Raw genomic sequence first — 18150 nt, 5'->3', positions numbered from 1 at the left:
GAGCGCCTCTTCGACCGTCAGCCCCAGTCGCCGTTGATCCACGCCAGGAGGCGGGCGCGCTCCTTGTAGGAGCAAGGAGTGTAGGTCGCACCGGACGTGACGTGCGCGTCGAGCGGGCCCTGCAGGTCGTGTCCATAGTCGCTGGGACCGTACTCGCCGTCGCGGTAGCCGTCCAAGTCGTCCGCCCAGTCGAGGAGCCCGAAGTCGAGGTCGAAGCCGGCGAGGTACCGGCTGGGGTCGGCCGGCTCCACGGATGCGGGAAGACCGTCCGCCCCGGCGGTTGACCCGTCCTCGAGGCAGCCTTCGGAGCGTACGGGCTGTCCCAGCCACCACCCGGCCAGGAACACGGCGTACAGAGTGGTGGCGGCGCCGAGACGGCGCAGGGTTATCCAGGCAGGCATCCGGGGAGTGTCCCACGGCGCGAGGCCGTCGCCCGCGTCGGCGGACACACCGGGCCACGCCACGTCATTACCACCAATGGCCCTCGAACCACCCTTGCAGACGGGGGCGTTCGCTCGTGTCGTTGACGCAGGCGACGGCGTAGGACCTGAACGTCACGGACAGCCTGTCGTCGGCGACCCTGGGCAGGTCGTAGAACGGCTCCGGCCTCGGGTCGCGCGGGAGGCGGGTCTGCGAGTCGTACCGTGGCGGGTACGCCGTCCGCGTCGGAGTGGGCGGGGGAGTCGGCCTGGTTTCGTACTGCTCGGTGACCCGGTCGAGGGCGGCCTGGTCGACGCGGCATTCGGGGGTCACGGGCTGCCCCAGGTACCAGCCCGAAACGAACACGCCGTAGATCGCGGCGGCGGCGCCGAGGCGGCGGGGGGTGACCCGGCGGGGGGCGTTCACCGGCGGCCCCGTTCCAGGACACGGGCGGCGTCCCGCAGCGCCTGGAGGACGGCGCGGAGGCTGACCGGGCGTATGCCGGGAGGAGTTGTGCGCATGTCGATGGACCCTACCCGCATGTGGACTTCTCCCGGCCCTGTCTCAACCCGACGCCGATGCGCGGCGCCGCAAGTGCAGCAGCGCGTGTGGAGTCAGGGCGCGCGCCACACGTTGTCGTAGGCATCCTGTTCGATCTGGCGTCGCTGACGTTCGGCCTCGAGCTCCATCAGCGCGTCGCTCACCACGGCGAGAATGAGCCCGACGTCGTCCGCCTGATCGGCTGTCGTCGTATCGGTGGGTTCGGTGGGTTCGGTGGGTTCAGTGAGTTCGGGCGGCGCCGCTTCCCCGATTCCGAGAATGCCCGCGAAGGCGGCCAGAACGGAGTCGTCCGGTACCTGACGGTCGGTGGCTTCGTGGCGTGGCCGTACGGAGGGCTCCTGGGGGCGAGTGAGAGCGAAGTGGCGAAGGAACCGCGGTAGGAGACCACCGCGGGCCTCGCCTGCTGTCTGCGCGGCGAGGTCGTCGGCGTAGGAGCCGGCCAGCCCGCGGCCCCGCCGCCAGAGCCATTGCTCCACCGTCTCGTACGGCGGCTCCGTGACGAGTTGGGCTGAGGCCTGCGCCGTGAGGGCGTTCGTGCCGTCGGCGTGATCCCCGAGGGGGACGATGAGGTCGCCGTCCAGACGCAGGACGTGCGCGTCGCGGAGATCGAGGAGTTCGGCGCCCGCGAGGGCCAAGGAGACGTCGCCTTGCGTGATCGGTCGGCTGGACGGCACTTCCAGGGTGATGACGAACAGATCCCGAGCAGTGTTCATGCTCGCCATTGTGCTGCTCGAACGGGGCGGCCGTGTCCCGCCACGACTCACCGGTCAGCAGAAGCGTCGCCACGGCCACAACGGCGTGCCCAGGTACCGGCCGGACGTTATACGGCTGATCTGCGGGTACTCGCTTCGGCGTGCCGAGGCCGCGGGACGGTCGCCGGCACCGGCTGCGACGAATTCAGTAGAGAGGAAGATCGCCAGATGAGCACGGTCAAGGAGACGGTGGAAGTCGACGTTCCTGTGCACACCGCCTACAACCAGTGGACCCAGTTCGAGGAGTTCCCGCAGTTCATGGAGGGGGTGGAGGAAGTCAGGCAGGTCGATGAGCGCCGCAACCACTGGACCACCAACGTCAGCGGAGTGAAGCGCGAGTTCGACACCGAGATCGTCGACCAGCTCCCCGACGAGCGCATCACGTGGCGCACGACCACGGGTGACAGCAAGCAGAAGGGCACGGTCCGTTTCCAGCGCCTGGACGACACGCACACTCGGGTCGAACTCGTCATGGATGTCGAGCCCACCGGCGTCGCGGAGAAGACCGGGGACATGCTCGGAGTGATCGACCGGCGGGTGAAGGGCGACATGCAGCGTTTCAAGGAGTACATCGAGGGGCGTGGCGGCGAGTCCGGAGCCTGGCGCGGGCGCATCAGGCCGGGTGAGTGACCCCTGTGCTGCTCTGAGGCGCAGCGCTGTCGGCGCCGGCGACCGCATGGTGCCACCGCGCCGGCGCCGCCGCGACTGTGTCGCGGCGACAGTCGTCGGTCCGGGCCACTGGGCGGCGCCGCCCATCTGATGCCTCCCTTGGGGGCGGGCGCGAACCTGGCGATGCTGGAAGGCGCCGAACTCGCCGAGTCGATCGCCACCGGCCCAGGAGATGTCAATCAGGTCGTCCGCGCCTTCGAAGAACGGACGGGGGCACGGGCACGGCACGTGGGCGGAGATCACGACGGCCGGTCTGGAACGCCTCGTGAGCCCGAACCCCGCCGATGCCCTCGCCCTCTTCGACGAAGTCCAGGCATCCTGACCGCCGAGCGCGAGAGCGCCGTGTCGACCCGCGTCGTGGTCCGTCCTCGCTCGCTGCCGGTCACTGTCGGGGTTGGGGTACAGGCCGGAGCCGCCCAGCCGGGAGAAGGCCGGCCGGGGAACGGCTCGCTCGCGGTTGCGGCGGGCGGTGCGCGTTGTGTCGGTCGGCGGGCCGGTCGGTGACCGACACGGTGAACCTGCTCCTGGGGCGGCTGTGCTCCCGGTAGGGGTTGTGACCGCCCCGGTGCGGCGCGATCCGGTGGCCGGTCAGGGCGGTTGCCAGGCGCAGCCGGGCGCGGCGGACGCGTCGGGTCCCGGGCCGCCGGTCTGAGCGGCGGTGGCGGGCGCGGCCGTCGACAGGGTGAGCGCGGTGGCGAGCACGAGGGGCTTCCAGCGCGTCATCGAGCTCTCCTTTCGGCGGAGTTGACGGTCGCGGGCGGAGTCAGCCACGCCCCGGCGGCGGTGAGGAGGTGGCGGATCCCGGCGGCCACGGCGTGGGGTGCGGAGGGTGCGTAGCGCGGGGAGTGGTTCATGACCGTGCCCGGCGGGAGCGCTCCGCGTTCCAGGGCGGCGACGGCCTCGGCGTCGAAGTCCGCGGGGTCGGCGCCGCCGAAGTGGTACATGACCGAGGGGCAGCCGGCGGCCGTCGCGAAGCGGCCGAAGTCCTCGCTGGCCGAGAGGGGAGCGGGCAGGACGTGGCCGAGCGTGCCGCCGGCCTCCAGGGCCCCGAGGACGCGTCCGGTGGCGTCCGCGTCGTTGACCGTGAGCGGGAAGGAGTCGTACGTCTGGATGTCCGGTGGGGGTGTCCTCTCGCTGGGCGAGCCGACGCTTGGCGGAAACCCTGCACCGCCCGCCGTTCAGCGCCTCCGTATCGCAGGAATCCGGCATACAGGCCCGTTCACTGCCGGAAAACCGCCAACGCTTGCCCGTCGGCACTGACAGGATGAGACGCGTGCACCCGACCGGCACCGCCCTCCCGCCACCCGCCACGCCCGTGTCCGCCGGCCTCGACCACGACGACGTCACCGAACTCAGCGAGACCGACCTGGCGTTGATCGAGGCCCTGCAACTGGACCCCCGGGCGCCCTGGTCGCGGATCGCCGCGGTCATCGGCATCGACGCCACCACCGCGGCCCGCCGATGGCGCCGTCTCTCCGACAGCGGCGCGGCCTGGATCACGGCCTATCCAGCACGGCACGCTTCGGTGGTCGGCTACGTGGACCTCTCCTGCGAGGCGGCCGCGGTGGACTCCCTGACCACCCGCCTGCGGTCCTGGGGCCCGGTGTTCAGCCTCGAACGCACCACGGGAGAGAACCAGTTGTTCCTGGGAGTCGCAGCTCGCGACCTGCTCTCCTTCGACGACTTCGTGACCCGGCGGCTGGGCGGCCTGGACACGGTCCGTTCGGTGCGGCTGAGTATCTGCACCGCCGTCCACCGGGAGGGCAGCGGATGGCTGGTGCACACGCTCAACGGGCGGCAGCGCGCGGACCTGCGCGGCGGCGAGAGCCATGGCCGTACGAGGCCGGGCACCGGTCCCTACGAGAGCGATCACCGGCTCCTGGTCGCCCTCGGCGCGGACGCGCGTCGTGGCCACGCCGAACTGGCGCGTGAATGCGGGCTCAGCGATACCACGGTACGCCGACGGCTGCGGCGGATGATCACCGGAGGCGACGTCTACTTCCGGTGCGACCTGACCCAGAGGCTGGCCGGCTGGCCCGTCATCGCGAACTTCCGGATCGCGGCGCCGGGCCCCGGCGTGGAGGCCGTCGCGAAGGCGCTGGCCGGGCTGCCCGAGACCCGGTTGTGCGCGTCCGTCACGGGCCGCGAAAACCTGCTGCTGTCGGTGTGGCTGCGTTCCCCTCGCGACTGCGCCGCCCTGGAGGAGCGGATACTGCGCCGCCACCCGGAACTGCGCATCAGTGAACGCGGCATCACACTCCACACCGCCAAACGCATGGGCCGGCTGCTGGACCGCGACGGGCGGGGCGGCGCGCACGTACCGATCACAGCGGCGGCCTGTCCCGCCTGAGCGGTCGAGCCGACAGCGACACCTCCGAGGCGGCAGGGCAGGTCAGGACTTGACCGCGACACCGCACACGGAGACGCCGGCCGCTTCCCCCGCGGCCTGGTCGGCGGCCGGGCGCCAGGTGGCCGTGGACACGATCCTGACGAGCCGTCGTCACGAAAGGGCTTCGCTGCCGCGCGGCGACGACCGAGGTGGTGAGTGTTCCTGCCGAAAGGGCCCGGAACACTCACCACCTGTTCTCCCACGCTCCCGAGGGCCGCCGGTTCCGGCGGCCACGGTGACTCAGATGCCGCAGGTGGGAGCCGACCAGTACGGTGACGGGTCGAAGGCCACGTGGGTGTGGTCGTTGTGGCCGGGGTAGCCCGGGCCGAGGATCTCCGAGAAGCCGTGGGTCCTGGACTGCTGGGCGAGCCGGCACAGGCTCGGCGAGCCGACGAGGTCGGCGGCGTCGCCGTACAGATGGCGGCTGGTGGCGGAGCCGCCGACCGCGTTGTTGCAGGCGCGGGAGCGGAAGCCGCTGGAGATGTTGATCGGGACGTCACCGAGGGCGTGCCGCATCGCCTCCAGTTTCCACATGGTCTTGAGCGCGTTCGACTTGGCGGTGGCCGCGGATACCGCGCCGCCGGACCAGTCCGAGTTGCACTTGTTGAGCTCGGCGTAGGTGAAGTGGACCGGCGTGCAGTCCGCGTCCTGGAGGGCGTAGATCTTGCTGAAGGTAGCGGGTCCGGCGACACCGTCCGCGCTCAGTCCGTACGCGGCCTGGAACTTCTTGACGGCGGCGGCGGTCCGCGCGCCGTACCGGCCGTCGTAGGAGAGTCGCTCGCCGGAGGTCACCCAGCCGGCGACCCGGATCTGCAGCTGGGTCACGTCGCTGCCGGAGGACCCCTGGGAGAGGGTGCGGTTCCAGGTGTAGCAGGAGTCGGCGTGCGCGGCTCCGGCGGTGGCGCCCACCCCGACCAGCGCTCCAGCCATGAGCATGACAATAGAGAGAAGCAGACGTGACATGCGTCTGAACATCCCGGCCTCCCGACCGTTGAGCCGACAACATCCGATGCCCAGCGTGCGGCAATGGGCTACGCGCGTCAATGGCCCCCGGAAAGGGTCGAGTTGCCCTGCGCGTCGGGGCGTCCCCTCGCGACGTCCGCCCGGAGACGACCGTCGAACTCACGGGGGAGACGGGTGCTGGTCGCAACCTCGTCGCGGCATCGCCGTCCGGTCCTGAGCACGACTGTCTGGGTGGCGCCCGACTCGCCGGTGAGATCGCCGAAGGCGAGGGTCGGGTTGCGGCCGGGTACGGCCCGCTCGACCGTGCCAGGTCCCGAGAGGACCGCGGTGACCCGGTGCCGCCATGTCAGTGCTGGGTGCTGCGTCAGGTGATGGGGCGTGTGCCGGGAGTGTGGCCGAAGGTCCGGCGGAAGACGTCGATGAAGGTGCTGGCGGATGACCAGCCGCATCGGTGGGCGACGGTGGTGACGGGGGTGTCGTCGGCCAGGAGGATCAGGGCGTGGTGGAGCCTGAGCTGGGTGCGCCATTGGGGGTAGGTGAGGCCGAGGTCGTCGCGGAGGCGGCGGGAAAGGGTGCGGGCGCTGGCGCCGACCTGGCGTCCGAGGTCGTCGAGAGAGCGGTTGTCGGCAGGGTCGGCGCGCAGGGCGTCGTGCAGTTCCCGGAGCAGCGGGTCCGTGGGGGTCGGCAGGTGCAGCGGCCGCTCGGGGGAGAGGGCGAGCTGGTCGAGCATGACGGCGCGCAGGCGCAGGCGGGGTGGGCTGTCGTTGTCGGGGTCCCAGGTATAGGCGACGATGAGTTCGCGCAGAAGGGGGCTGACGGCGATGACGGCCGGTTTGTCGAGGCCGAGGGGGTTCTCGGTGGTGGGCAGGCCGACGAGGTGGAGGTCGAGTTCGCCGTGGGCCTGGTGCTGGTGGACGGTGCCTGCGGGGATCCAGAGGGCGCGGGTGGCGGGGGCGACCCAGGAGCCGGCGTCGGTGGTCACCGCGATGGTGCCCTTGCTGGCGTAGGCGATCTGGTGGTCGTCGTGGCGGTGCGCGTCGATCTCGCCGCCGGACGCAAGACGTTGGGTCCGGGTCGGCGCGACGGGGGTGTGGCGGGTTTCCTGCATCATCTGTCAATCTACCGAAAGCGCGACAGTGGTGCTTCTCCCAGGATGGGAGGCGTGCGAAGGAATACATCGATCTCCCTGCTGGCCGTGGGGCACGCCTGCGTCGACATCTACCAGGGCGCCGTCGCGGCGCTGGTCCCGTTCTTCGTGGCCGAACGGGACTACACCTACGCGGTGGCCTCCGGCATCGTGCTGGCCGCGTCCCTGCTGTCGTCGGTGGCCCAGCCGCTGTTCGGCGCGCTCACCGACCGGTGGGCGATGCCGTGGCTGCTGCCGGTCAGCACCCTGCTGGGCGGTGTGGGCATCGCGTTGAGCGGCCTGAGCGGCTCCTACGGGCTTACTCTGCTCTTCGTCGCGGTCTCCGGAGTCGGGGTGGCCGCCTACCACCCGGAAGCCGCCCGCGTAGCCCGGCTGGCCAGCGAAGGCAGCCACAGCGCGATGGGATGGTTCTCCCTCGGCGGCAACGTCGGCTTCGCGCTCGCCCCGCTCATGGTGGCGGCCGCGATCGGGCACGGCTCCCTGCACTGGACACCCGTACTCGTGTTCCCCGCGCTCGCCGGCGCCGCCCTGTGCGTGCCCGTCCTGCGAATGCTCGCCCGACCCCAGGCCGGCACGTCCAGGACGGAGGTGTCCCGGAGCGCGGACGACATGGCCTCGTTCCTGAGACTGTCCCTGGCGGTCGTCTTCCGCTCCATCGTCTTCACCGGCCTGAGCACCTTCATCTCCCTCTACGCCCAGCAGCGCACGCAGGGCAGCACCACCGCGGGAACCACCGCCCTGTTCCTGCTGTTCCTGGGCGGCGCCGTCGGCTCGGTCCTGGGCGGCTCCCTGGCCAACCGCTACGACCGAGTCCGCGTCTCCCGCTGGTCCTACCTGCTCTCGATCGCCGCCGTCACCGGAGTGATCTACACACCAGGCCCGGTCATGTTCCTCTTCGTAGTCCTCGCCTCCGCAGGCCTGTACGTCCCCTTCTCCCTCCAAGTCACCCTCGGCCAGGACTACCTGCCCTCCCGCATCGGCACCGCCGGCGGCGTCACCCTAGGTCTCACCGTCAGCGTCGGCGGCCTCATCAGCCCCCTGCTGGGACACCTGGCCGACTCCACAACCCTCCGCACAGCGCTCACCCCCCTGATCGCCATGCCCGCCCTGAGCTGGCTCCTCTTCCGCACCCTGCCCGAACCCACCGCCCCCGGGCCCCGAGCCGCCGCAGCCGCGCCCGCGCGGCTAGACGCGTAGACCAGCATCGACTTCTACAACCGAGTAGAAGCGTTGAGTTGTCTCGGCAGATCGGGAGTGCGCTCCGGGCGGCCTCGCTGGAAAGGCTGCGATACGCTCCTGAGCCGGCCAGAGGCTACGCGCGACTTCCGGTCCGTGTGTACTCGACGTGCCGCCCGGTCCGGGGGGTTCGCCGGGAGCCCGCGCAGGTCGGCCCACGCGCCGTACAGATCGACGTCCGAGTCGGTGAGAAAGGCGTGGAGAACAGGGTCTGTCGAGGCGAGACCGTCGACGAAGGCATAGGCGTCCAGTGCGAAGGAGACGCCCTCGTGGGGCGCCGGTCGCGCGCACTGGACGAGGACGTGGTCCTCGTCGGGGTGTCGACGCCGGTGCGGCACCCCGCCGATGTCGAGGCTGTCTGCGTGCGGGTGGACAGGAGTGTCTTCGCGCGAGCTGCGGACCCGGTGCGGGTACAACTCGCGGAGGCGGTCCCGATGATCTGGGCCGCGGCGACCCCCGCGGCCGTCAGTGGACGTCGCTGCGCCCAGGTGCGGCGGAGAAGGTGCGGGCGCTGGGCACCAGGGCGGCGGTGGCGGGTGCCGCGAAGCAGATGAGCGCGCAGCCCGCGAGGACCGCCTCGGGACCGAAGGCGTCGATGGCGGGGGCGATGACGGCGAGTCCGACCGGGGCGAGGCCGTAGGAGAGCAGGAAGTCCAGGGAGGAGACCCGGGCCAGTTTGTCCGGTGCGACCTCGCGCTGGGCGGCGGTGAACCACGGCACGTTGAACAACTCGATGCCGATGCCCGCGACCGCGTAGGCGGCCATCACGACGACCGGGTGCACGGGGAAGATGAGGCTGAGCGGGGCGAATCCGTAGGCGGCGAGGCCGGCCAGAGCGGCCCGGCCGGGGGAGCGGGGGCGCCAGCGGGCAATGAGCAGCGCACCGCCCAGCGCTCCGGCGGTGTAGGCGGTCATCGCGCCCGCGAGGACGACCTCGGTGCCGTATTCGTCGCGGCTGACCATGGGCAGGGCGACGCCGGTCGCGGAGTAGCCGGTGGCTATGACGGCGGTCAGCGCGCCCAGACCGGCGAGGAACCAGGGGTGCCTGCGAGCCTCGCGGATGCCCTCGGTGAACTCGGCCAGGAATGATGCCCTGTCCGTCGCGGCCGAGGGTTCCGACGTGTCTTCCGCGGCCCCCGGCCGTGCGCCGCGTCCGGGAACGCAGGCCGCGACGAGCCAGAGCAGCCCGATGCCCACCAGCAGTGCCCAGGTGTCCAGGAAGACGGCGAGCAGCGCGGCCAGGGAGGGCCCAACGAGCGTGGTGACCCGTACCGCCAGGGTCATGGCGGCGTTGGCCTGCTGCCTGCGGTCGGCGTCGACCACCTCGGCGGTCAGGGCCTGGTAGGCGGGGCGGCAGGCGCCCTGGCCCGCTCCGGCCACCGCGGCGGCCGCCGCCATCAGAAGCACCGAGCGGTCCAGTCCGGCGGCGATCACCGGCGCTGCGGCTCCGGCGGCGAGTCCCGCCCACAGGACGACGCCCCGGCGGGAGTGCCGGTCGGCCAGTACTCCGGCCACGGGCACCGCGGCGAGGAACCCGACGGTGCGCGCGGCGAGCAGCAGGCCGAGGTCGGTGGCGGTCAGGGTTCGCTCGAAGACGGCGAGTCCGAGGACGAACGGCAGGGCCCAGGTGGCCAGGCCCGATGCGGTGGCGCCCGTCCAGAGGCGGAGGAAGGCCAGGTCGAGCAGGATCGAGCGCTGCTCGGAGGGCGGAGCCTCGGCGGAGGTGGGAGGGGCGGAGGGGGTGGTCACGGAAGGCACTCCTGTTCTGTGGAAGGGGCGACGGATCGGGGCGCGAACCGGCTGCAACGGCCTTGCCTGGGAGCGAGGTTGTGCGGCGGGACCGGCCGTGGCGGGCGGCGGGCAGCGCGGCGTCGGCAACACACTATCGCAGTGATAATCATTTCCATTAGAGTGCTCACGGCCGTCGCCTCGGGGTGGGGGTCGTAGTCCTGTGGCGTCTGCCGGTCCGGGGTGTCCGCCGGGTCGAGTCCGCATGCTAAGTTCTCGCACATGAACATGGTTTTCATTAGCGAGGGAAAGTGAAGGTAACGCACGTGCCTCCGTCCTCGACCTCCGTGGCCTCGGCCGACGGGGACACGGCCGAACCGGCCGAGACGCAGGCGCCGCGGCCCGCGGCGCCTGCGCGGGGCCGGCTCGCGTCTCGGAAGGCGCTCCTGCTCGGCTGCGTGGTGCTGGCCGCCGTCCTGCTCGTGTCCCTCGTCGTCGCCATCGGACTCGGTCCCGCGGTCGTCACCCCGGGGGAGACCGCCCGCCATCTGTGGGCGGCTCTCAGTGGAGGACGCATCGGCCCCGACGAGGTGACGACCTATCAGATCATCTGGCAGATCCGTACGCCTCGGGTGCTGCTGGCGGCACTGGTGGGAGCCGGACTGAGTGCGGTCGGAGTGGCGATCCAGGCCATGGTGCGCAACGCGCTGGCCGACCCCTTCGTCCTCGGTGTCTCGTCGGGCGCCTCCGTCGGTGCCGTCGGCGTCACGGTCACCGGAGGTTTCGCGATACTCGGCATCTACGCCGTCTCCGTCGGCGCCTTCGTCGGTGCGCTCGTCGCCTCGGTCCTGGTGTACGCCGCATCCTCCAGCCGGGGTGCGCTGTCACCGCTGCGCCTCGTACTGACGGGCGTGGCCATGTCGCTGGGCTTCCAGGCCGTCATGAGCCTGATCATCTACTTCGCGCCGGACAGCGAGGCGACGAGCATGGTCCTCTACTGGACCATGGGCAGTTTCGGTGCCGCGACTTGGGGCGCGCTGCCCGTCGTCTCCGTCGTGGTGCTGGCCGGCCTCGCGGTCCTGTACCGGTACGGGCGGGCACTGGACGTCCTCTCCCTCGGTGACGAGACCGCCGCGAGCCTCGGCTTCGATCCCGACCGGCACCGCAAGGTGCTGCTGGTCCTCGTCTCGCTCGTCACGGGTGTCATGGTCGCGGTGAGCGGCGCCATCGCGTTCGTCGGACTCGTCATGCCGCATGTGGTGCGGATGGTCGTCGGCGCCACGCACGCTCGCGTGCTCGCCGTGGCCCCGTTGGTCGGAGCGATCTTCATGGTGTGGGTCGATCTGGCGGCGCGAACCCTGGTCGCCCCGCGCGAACTGCCGCTCGGGGTCATCACGGCGCTCGTGGGGGTGCCCGTCTTCATCGCCCTGATGCGCCGCAGGGGCTACACCTTCGGAGGGCGCTGACGTGGATCTTGAACTCGATGAACTCTCCGTGGTGATGGACGGCAGGAGTCTCGTACGCGGGCTGTCCCTGGAGGTGCCGGACGGCCAGGTCGTGGGGCTCGTGGGGCCCAATGGAAGCGGCAAGTCCACCGCGCTGCGGTGCGTGTACCGGGCGCTGCGTCCCAGCTCCGGAACCGTCTGGGTGGGCGAGCAGGACCTGACCCGACTCCCGATGCGGCGCAGCGCACAGACCATCGCGGCCATGACCCAGGACGGCGGCATCGACTTCGATTTCACGGTCGAGGAGGTCGTCGCGCTCGGACGCGCGCCCCACCTCCGTGGGAACCAGGCGCTCAGTGGCCGAGAACGCGACCTGTGCGAGCGGGCGATGGACCAGCTCGACATCCGACACCTCGCACACCGGGGCGTTCTGACGCTGTCGGGCGGTGAACGCCAGCGCGTCCTGCTGGCCCGGGCGCTCGTGCAGGAACCGGAGATCCTCGTCCTGGACGAGCCGACCAATCACCTGGACGTCCGCCACCAGGTCGACCTGCTCTCGCTCCTGCGCGGGGCGGGACTCACCGTCCTCGTCGTCCTGCACGACCTCAACCTCGCCGCGGCGGCCTGCGACCGGCTCGGCGTGCTCTCCCAGGGTCGCCTGGTCGCCTCCGGCGCGCCCGTGGACGTGCTCACGACACAGCTCGTCGGTGACGTCTTCGGTGTCACGGCCAGCGTCGTCCCACACCCGCTGACCGGTGACCCCCAACTTCTGTACTCCCTCAACTCCGCCCGCTGAAAGGCTGCTCACGCATGCGTACAACCCGAACCCTCGCCACGGTCCGCCGGCCTGCCGCTCTCGGCTCCGCCCTGGCGGCGGCCCTGGTGCTCAGCGGATGTGGTGCCGAGGTCGAATCGGACGCCAAGGAGGCCCGCAAGGTCACTGTCAAACGCTGTGGTGAACCGGTGGAGTACACGGTCCCCGAGCGGGCCGTCGCCTACGAAGGCGGCAGCGCGGACAAGCTGTTCGCCCTCGGTCTGACCGAGCACGTGCACGGCTATGTGATGCCTCCCGCGAACCCGCCGGTGACCGAGTCCCCTTGGGCGTCGGAATACGCGAAGGTGAAGATGCTCAGCGACGACCTCCTCAACAAGGAGGTGGTGGTCGAGGCGGAGTCCGACTTCGTCGTGGCCGGCTGGAACTCCGGCTTCAAGGACGAGCGGGGCATCACGCCCGAGATCCTCGACAAGCTCGGCATCCAGAGCTTCATGCACACCGAGAGCTGCTTCAACTACCCGGGTCACCCCGAGAGGATGAGCCCCTTCGAGGCTCTCTACACCGACCTCGAACGGCTGGGCACGATCTTCCGGGTCGAGGAGAAGGCCACGGAAGTCGTCGGCGGGTTGAAGAGGCGCGTGGAGCAGGTCAAGGCCAAGGCCCGGGAGGGCGATGCGGTACCCGTCTTCCTCTACGACTCCGGCACCGACCAGCCGTTCACCGCGGGCAACCAGGTGCCCCCCAACGACATCATCAAGTCGGCGGGCGGCCGGAACGTCTTCGACGGCCTCGACGAGCGCTGGACCCAGGTCAACTGGGAATCCGTCGCCGAGGCCGAGCCCGAAGTCATCGTCATCCTCGACTACGGCGACCTGCCCGCCGAAAAGAAGATCGACTTCCTGAAGAAGTCCCCTCACACCAGAGGACTCCCGGCCGTGAAGAAGAACAACTTCTTCGTCCTCGACTACAACGAGGGCATCAGCGGCCCCCGCAACATCGACGGCCTGGAGAAGTTCGCCACCTACCTGCGCGAACTCAAGGGTTGAGTCACCGCGTGCCAGGGCCTGTCCGGCGGACGTGAACGCCCGCCGGACAGGCCGCACTTCGACGTGGGCGCACACCACCCCGTTATGCGAGAGGAGAAGGACCCCATGGACCGCTACTCGATCGGCCAAGCTCTTCTGGAGCAGCTGCCCCCACCTCTGCCCGCCGACCGGATCATCGCCCTCAACCAGCCCAAGGCCGACCTGCACACCACTCGTACCTACGAGTGGAACGGCTGGACGTTCGACGTTCCGCCCGGCGTCTTCATACCCGGCTGGACCAGCCGCCTGATCCACGAGCGGGTGCTCGACGGCCGTATCGAGACCCGCGGCCTCCGGTACGCCGCCATGGGCGTCGGCCTGGGCGTCGAGGCCGTGGCGGCGGGCATCCGTGGCGCTCGGGAGATCCACGCGCTCGACGTCCACGCGGAGAGTGTGGCCGCCGCCACCGGTCACTACCGGCGCCTGGTCGGCGAGCGCCCCGAAACCGCGTTCCTCCCCGCGGTGAGTGACGTCTTCGACGCTCTCCCGGACGGTGCCCGGCTGGACGTGGTCACCTTCAACCCGCCCGCCGTCAGCCAGACCGTCAGCGACGACCCGGACGTCGTACGCAACGTCTGCGTGGGCGCCCCGCTGCTGGCGAGGTTCTTCGCCCAGATCGCGGAAAGGGACCTGCTGGCCCCCGGCGGCGAGATCTACGTCATCGCCTCCAACACCGCGGATCTGCGGACCCTGGTCCAGCACGCCTTGGACAACGGGCTCAGCCCTCGGATCGACCATCTCCACGACTGGCAGGACGGCGTTCTGACCTTCCTCTTCCGCGTCACCCACGACACGCCCCGCTCCGGAGGACAGCGATGAAGAACACCGAGGAACTTCTGGCCGCCGTCCTGGCCGGCGAGCACGGCCCCCGCCCCGCCGACCTCGTCGCCACCAGCGTGTTCTGGACGCACCACGGCACCCGGCTGGCCGGCGGGAACACCACTTACCTCAACCAGTACGTTCTCGTCCGCCTGGGTGGTTCCTTCGGCGGGTGCGCGTTCGAGGCGGGCGAGGTCGACGCTTCCATATGCCGCGACGCCTCCGGTGCCACGCTCGACACGCTGCTGCGCGAGTCGCCGAGGCCGCTGCGGGTCGCCGCGCTCGACGCCTACCTCAGTGCCGCCCGACCGCACCGGGAGGCGACCGAGGCGGAGCCGGTCACCCTGCCCGCCGGGACCCCCGAGACCCGGGCGCTGGCCCGGGACGCAGCCATCGCCGGGCTCTTGGACATCGAGGCCGGGGCCAGGGTGGGTCTGATCGGGGTGGTCAACCCGCTCGTCGCTGCCATCCGCGAGCGCGGCGGTGATCCCCTGCTCTGCGACTTCAACCTGCGCACCACCCAATGGGGCGACCCGGTCACCGACGACATGCACGAGGTCCTCGACACCGCCGACGCCGTCGTGGCCACCGGCATGACCCTCAGCAACGGCAGCTTCGACACCGTCCTGGCCCGCTGCCGCGAACGCGGCGTGCCCCTGGTGGTCTACGCCCAGACCGGCAGCGCCGTGGCAAGGGCCTTTCTCGGACAGGGCGTGACCGCCCTGTCCGCGGAGCCCTTCCCCTTCTCCCAGTTCAGCGCCGAACCCACGACCCTGTACCGCTACCGGGTGGCGGCCGACGCATGACGGCCGCCATCCGCCCGCCGGAGGCCGCAGCCCGTGGCACGGAGGGCACCGGACGCGCCGCCTGCCATCACGGCGAGATCTTGCAAGGCGTCTTCCTCGACGAGCGGCGTCGCGCCGTCCACGCACTGGTCACACTGCCCATGAACGGACCGGGCAGCACCGCCCGGTTCGTGCACCGGCCCGGCAGCCCGCCGGACGAGGTGACGGTGGCGCCCGCCGGCCGGACCAAGGCGCAGGCGGCGGCCGTACTCGCGGTACGGGAGTGCGCCGCACGCCGCGACACGGAGCCCTGCGGCGGGGAGCTGACCCTCACCGGGGACCTCCCCGTCGGTCTCGGCATGGGCTCCTCCACCAGTGACGTCATCGCCACTGTGCGGGCGGTCGCCGACTCCTGGGGCGTGCTGCTGCCGGCGGGCACGATCGCCCGGATCGCGGTGCGTGCCGAAGGCGCCAGCGACCCCCTGATGCACGGTGCACGCCCACTGCTCTTCGCGCAGCGCGAGGGCCGTGTCCTGGAAGTTCTGGGCTCCGCGCTACCGCCCGCCGTGGTGGTCGGGTGCGCGCTCGCCGGAGGCGCACCGATCGACACCCTCTCCCTCCCCGCCCTTCACCACGACGACGATCTCGCCGCCTACGGACACCTGCGCCGTATGCTCCGCAGGGCGGTGGCAGACGTCGACACCGCCCTGCTCGGCCGGGTCGGCACCGCCAGCGCCCGCCTGCGCCAACGTGTCCTGCGCCACCAGGAGTTCCCGGCCCTCACCGGCATCGCGGACAGCACGGGTGCCGTCGGCGTGCAGATCGCTCACAGCGGCAACGTCGCCGGGGTCCTCTACGACCCCCGCACTCCCGGACTGCACCACAGGCTGCGCCGCTGCACCCGTGCCCTGGACCGCGAGGGCATCACACCGACCCGGACCTTCACCACCTTCGCGTCCCACACCAGTGAGGAGCTCCCGTGGACGAACACATCTCGGAAGCCATCGGCCGCCCGGACCTGATACGCCTCGACGACGGCCTCCTCTGCCTTCGCTTCGAGACCATGAAGGTCGTCTCCGCCCTGGCCGCCGTACGCCACCTGCTCGACAGCGGATCCGTACGGCGCGGTGACACCCTCGTCGACAGCTCCAGCGGCATCTACGCCTACGCACTCGCCCTGGCCTGCCACCGCTACGGCATGCGATGCCACATCGTCGGCTCCACCACCGTCGACAACACCCTGCGTATCCAACTGGACATACTCGGCGCCCACCTGGAGCAGATGCCGCCCAGCAGCAGTCTCAAGCTCGACCAGAACCGCCGCGTCGCCCGCGTCCGCGAAATCCTGCGGGAGAACCCGGACTACCACTGGATGCGCCAGTACCACGACGACATCCACTACCTCGGCTACGAAGCCGTCGCCGAACGGATCCACGACCGGACCGGAGGCGACTCCCTCACCCTCGTCGGCGGCGTGGGCTCCGGGGCCTCCACCGGCGCCCTCGCCCACTACCTGAGTAAACGCTCCGTCGACGTACGACTCGTGGGCGTCCAGCCGTACGGGAGTGTCACCTTCGGCAGCGAGCACGTCGCCGATCCGGAGATCATCATCGCCGGCATCGGCAGCTCCATCCCCTTCGGCAACGTCCGCCACGACCTCTACGACACCCTGCACTGGCTCGCCTTCGACGCCGCCCTCGCCGGCAGCGTCGACCTGCTGCGCCGGCACGCCGTGTTCGCGGGCCTGTCCACCGGAGCCGCCTACCTCGCTGCCCAGTGGGAACGCCGCGGGGAGCCCGGCCGTACCGCCTTGTTCATCGCCGCCGACACCGGCCACCGTTACGCCGACACCGTGTTCGCCCGGCACCGGGAGGCCGCGCGTATCGAGGACCTGGCCCCCCGGCCGGTACGCGGCACGGACGAACTGACCCTCCCCTGGTCACGTATGAGCTGGGACGGGTCACCGGCGCCCGTGGGAGCGGTCCTCGGATAGGTCGCCACAGGAGCGGGCCCCGTGACGGCGGGGCAGCGTCCCAGCCTCAGCGTTCCTCGTGGGTCCAGGACGGCTCGGCGATCGCACGGACCGTCGTGGCGTCCGGCGCCGGGGGCCGGACCGCTGCCGAGCCCAGCTCGCCGTGGGGTGCGTCGGCCTCCGGTGCCCCGCGCCGCGGACGAAGGCCGGGGCGGCCGAACGCCGGGTGGAGAACGTCGCCGAGGTCATGGGCGCCCGGCCCGGAGTTTCAGTGCCCGCTCACCGCGGTGAGCGGGCCGTGCTCGTGCGCGCAGTTCTCGTCGAATGCGTAGGTGTCCCAGGCGGGGGAGGGGTCGGAAGCGGGCAGGGCTTAGGCATCGACACCAGCGGCGGAAGGCTCAGCGCACGCGGTGCCACCACGGAGACCGGTGCCGCCGACCGGGGCGTTGTTCAATGGAGTGCGGCAGCCTGTGGGCCCCATGGGACAGCTCCCGGGCGATGCGTTGCCAGACGCGCTCGGGTGGGGCGGTCGGCAGGTCCGACGCCTCCGCGTCACGCGCGGCAGTCACCACGCGGGTCATCAGCTTCAGTTCCTCGCGGCAGGGACGGCACGACGCGACGTGCCGCAGGGCGACGGCGTCCGCGTCGCTGCTCGCGTGACCGAGTGCCAGCTCCGCCAGGTGCGACGGCTCCACGTGGCCCACCGTGCCCCTCCTGTCTTCCGGACTTCGCTGTTCGGCGTGCACGCACCGACTGCATCCGACCGAATGCTGTCAACCCTGCAGAGGTTCCGCCGTGACGACGAGGTTCGCCCGGTAACCTCCTCGCTCGGGTACGAACGGCGGCGCACAAGTGATCAGTGTGAGGACCGGTGCGCCCGTCCGGCGGAACACGGAGGGCGGCAGTTCGTCCTTCGGTACGGTGGCACGCGAGACGACGCGGTAGACGGCCGGCGCTGCCTTCGCTCGCCGTACTTCGACACGGTCGCCGCGCTGTACCTCGTAGAGTGCGGCGAACTCGCCGAGGGCGCCCGTGTCGCTGTCCACGTGCCCGACGAGGACGGCTGACCCATGAGGGCTTCCCGGGACCGGACCGTAGCGGTACCAGCCGGACACGGAAGGATCCTCGGGTACGGTCATGGCGCCCTGTTCGGTAACGCCGACCGGCCGCACCCGGGCGTCAAGGCCGACGTCGGGGATCCGCACGCGCTCGGGCGTCGCCTCCAGGGGCGTGTCGGCCTGTGACTCCGTGCGGTCGGGCGAGGGAGCTGTGGCCGCCCTCTGGCCCGAAGGCGTGGACCCGAAGTCGGGCGGGGCGGGTCCCGGATTCGAGGTCCGCCCCGAAACGCCGAGGACGGCTGCCAGTGCGGCAGCCGCCATCGTCAGTCCGGCCAGCCGTCGCGCG

General features: G+C 71.1%; 20 protein-coding genes and 1 pseudogene. 11 read left to right on the top strand and 10 right to left on the bottom strand.

What is annotated here, in order from left to right:
* Positions 1-17: 17 nt before the first annotated feature.
* The 3 genes from EBH09_RS01685 to EBH09_RS01675 form a co-directional block, all read right to left on the bottom strand.
* Positions 18-401, bottom strand: coding sequence for a hypothetical protein (locus EBH09_RS01685; RefSeq protein ID WP_121746182.1), 384 nt, complete (start codon positions 399-401; stop codon positions 18-20).
* Positions 402-468: 67 nt separating this feature from the next.
* The gene (locus EBH09_RS01680) at positions 469-846 is read right to left on the bottom strand and encodes a hypothetical protein (RefSeq protein WP_121745256.1); all 378 of its coding nucleotides are present in this window, start codon (positions 844-846) and stop codon (positions 469-471) included.
* Between the two features lie 188 nt (positions 847-1034).
* Positions 1035-1703: a GPP34 family phosphoprotein gene (locus EBH09_RS01675; protein ID WP_238697148.1), complete on the bottom strand. Its 669-nt coding sequence runs from the start codon at positions 1701-1703 to the stop codon at positions 1035-1037.
* A gap of 198 nt (positions 1704-1901) precedes the next feature.
* Here EBH09_RS01675 and EBH09_RS01670 point away from each other — a divergent pair, with 198 nt between their 5' ends.
* Together EBH09_RS01670 and EBH09_RS38445 are read left to right on the top strand one after the other, a co-directional pair.
* Entirely contained in the window at positions 1902-2363 is a 462-nt protein-coding gene (locus EBH09_RS01670; RefSeq protein ID WP_121745255.1) for an SRPBCC family protein, read from the top strand.
* Positions 2364-2471: 108 nt separating this feature from the next.
* Positions 2472-2724: pseudogene (locus EBH09_RS38445) on the top strand (FAD-dependent monooxygenase); the annotation flags it as partial.
* Between the two features lie 266 nt (positions 2725-2990).
* On the opposite strand, the gene EBH09_RS39785 reads toward EBH09_RS38445, so the two are convergent.
* Complete coding sequence (locus EBH09_RS39785) at positions 2991-3125, bottom strand: hypothetical protein (protein WP_274595122.1); 135 nt, start codon at positions 3123-3125, stop codon at positions 2991-2993.
* Positions 3122-3346: a hypothetical protein gene (locus EBH09_RS37675; protein WP_193776066.1), complete on the bottom strand. Its 225-nt coding sequence runs from the start codon at positions 3344-3346 to the stop codon at positions 3122-3124. The genes EBH09_RS39785 and EBH09_RS37675 overlap by 4 nt, the downstream gene beginning before the upstream one ends.
* Positions 3347-3666: 320 nt before the next feature.
* On the opposite strand from EBH09_RS37675, the gene EBH09_RS01655 reads away from it, so the two are divergent.
* Entirely contained in the window at positions 3667-4752 is a 1086-nt protein-coding gene (locus EBH09_RS01655; protein ID WP_121745254.1) for an Lrp/AsnC family transcriptional regulator, read from the top strand.
* A gap of 279 nt (positions 4753-5031) precedes the next feature.
* On the opposite strand, the gene EBH09_RS01645 is transcribed toward EBH09_RS01655, so the two are convergent.
* Both EBH09_RS01645 and EBH09_RS01640 read right to left on the bottom strand, forming a co-directional pair.
* Positions 5032-5766 (bottom strand): D-Ala-D-Ala carboxypeptidase family metallohydrolase, encoded by a 735-nt coding sequence (locus EBH09_RS01645; protein ID WP_121745253.1) that lies wholly within the window; start codon positions 5764-5766, stop codon positions 5032-5034.
* A 352-nt stretch (positions 5767-6118) separates the two neighbouring features.
* Complete coding sequence (locus EBH09_RS01640) at positions 6119-6862, bottom strand: helix-turn-helix transcriptional regulator (RefSeq protein WP_193776160.1); 744 nt, start codon at positions 6860-6862, stop codon at positions 6119-6121.
* A 54-nt stretch (positions 6863-6916) separates the two neighbouring features.
* Between EBH09_RS01640 and EBH09_RS01635 the strand changes: the two genes are divergently transcribed.
* Positions 6917-8098 (top strand): MFS transporter, encoded by a 1182-nt coding sequence (locus tag EBH09_RS01635; RefSeq protein WP_121745251.1) that lies wholly within the window; start codon positions 6917-6919, stop codon positions 8096-8098.
* Between the two features lie 504 nt (positions 8099-8602).
* Here EBH09_RS01635 and EBH09_RS01625 read toward each other — a convergent pair.
* Positions 8603-9886: an MFS transporter gene (locus EBH09_RS01625; protein ID WP_121745250.1), complete on the bottom strand. Its 1284-nt coding sequence runs from the start codon at positions 9884-9886 to the stop codon at positions 8603-8605.
* A 425-nt stretch (positions 9887-10311) separates the two neighbouring features.
* On the opposite strand from EBH09_RS01625, the gene EBH09_RS01620 reads away from it, so the two are divergent.
* The 7 genes from EBH09_RS01620 (at position 10312) to EBH09_RS01590 (ending at position 16767) form a co-directional block, all read left to right on the top strand.
* Positions 10312-11331, top strand: coding sequence for an iron ABC transporter permease (locus EBH09_RS01620; RefSeq protein WP_121746180.1), 1020 nt, complete (start codon positions 10312-10314; stop codon positions 11329-11331).
* Position 11332: 1 nt separating this feature from the next.
* Complete coding sequence (locus EBH09_RS01615; RefSeq protein WP_121745249.1) at positions 11333-12106, top strand: ABC transporter ATP-binding protein; 774 nt, start codon at positions 11333-11335, stop codon at positions 12104-12106.
* Between the two features lie 14 nt (positions 12107-12120).
* Complete coding sequence (locus EBH09_RS01610; RefSeq protein ID WP_121745248.1) at positions 12121-13131, top strand: ABC transporter substrate-binding protein; 1011 nt, start codon at positions 12121-12123, stop codon at positions 13129-13131.
* A gap of 84 nt (positions 13132-13215) precedes the next feature.
* Entirely contained in the window at positions 13216-13989 is a 774-nt protein-coding gene (locus EBH09_RS01605) for a methyltransferase (RefSeq protein WP_238697146.1), read from the top strand.
* Positions 13986-14795 carry a DUF364 domain-containing protein gene (locus EBH09_RS01600; protein ID WP_121745246.1) on the top strand — a complete coding sequence of 270 codons (810 nt, stop codon included), beginning with the start codon at positions 13986-13988 and terminating at the stop codon, positions 14793-14795. Before EBH09_RS01605 ends, EBH09_RS01600 begins: the two co-directional genes overlap by 4 nt.
* A complete protein-coding gene (locus tag EBH09_RS01595) occupies positions 14792-15796 on the top strand; it encodes a GHMP kinase (protein ID WP_121745245.1) in 1005 nt (334 codons plus the stop codon). The genes EBH09_RS01600 and EBH09_RS01595 overlap by 4 nt, the downstream gene beginning before the upstream one ends.
* Positions 15754-16767, top strand: coding sequence for a pyridoxal-phosphate dependent enzyme (locus EBH09_RS01590; protein ID WP_121745244.1), 1014 nt, complete (start codon positions 15754-15756; stop codon positions 16765-16767). The genes EBH09_RS01595 and EBH09_RS01590 overlap by 43 nt, the downstream gene beginning before the upstream one ends.
* Positions 16768-17144: 377 nt before the next feature.
* Here EBH09_RS01590 and EBH09_RS01585 read toward each other — a convergent pair whose 3' ends face one another.
* Entirely contained in the window at positions 17145-17450 is a 306-nt protein-coding gene (locus EBH09_RS01585; protein ID WP_238697145.1) for a hypothetical protein, read from the bottom strand.
* Positions 17451-17519: 69 nt separating this feature from the next.
* Positions 17520-18125: a class F sortase gene (locus EBH09_RS01580; RefSeq protein ID WP_238697210.1), complete on the bottom strand. Its 606-nt coding sequence runs from the start codon at positions 18123-18125 to the stop codon at positions 17520-17522.
* Between the last annotated feature and the right edge of the window lie 25 nt (positions 18126-18150).

Source organism: Streptomyces sp. E2N166 (assembly GCF_003671715.1).
Classification (GTDB): Bacteria; Actinomycetota; Actinomycetes; order Streptomycetales; family Streptomycetaceae; genus Streptomyces; species Streptomyces thinghirensis.
This window is presented reverse-complemented; position numbering and strand designations above follow the sequence as displayed.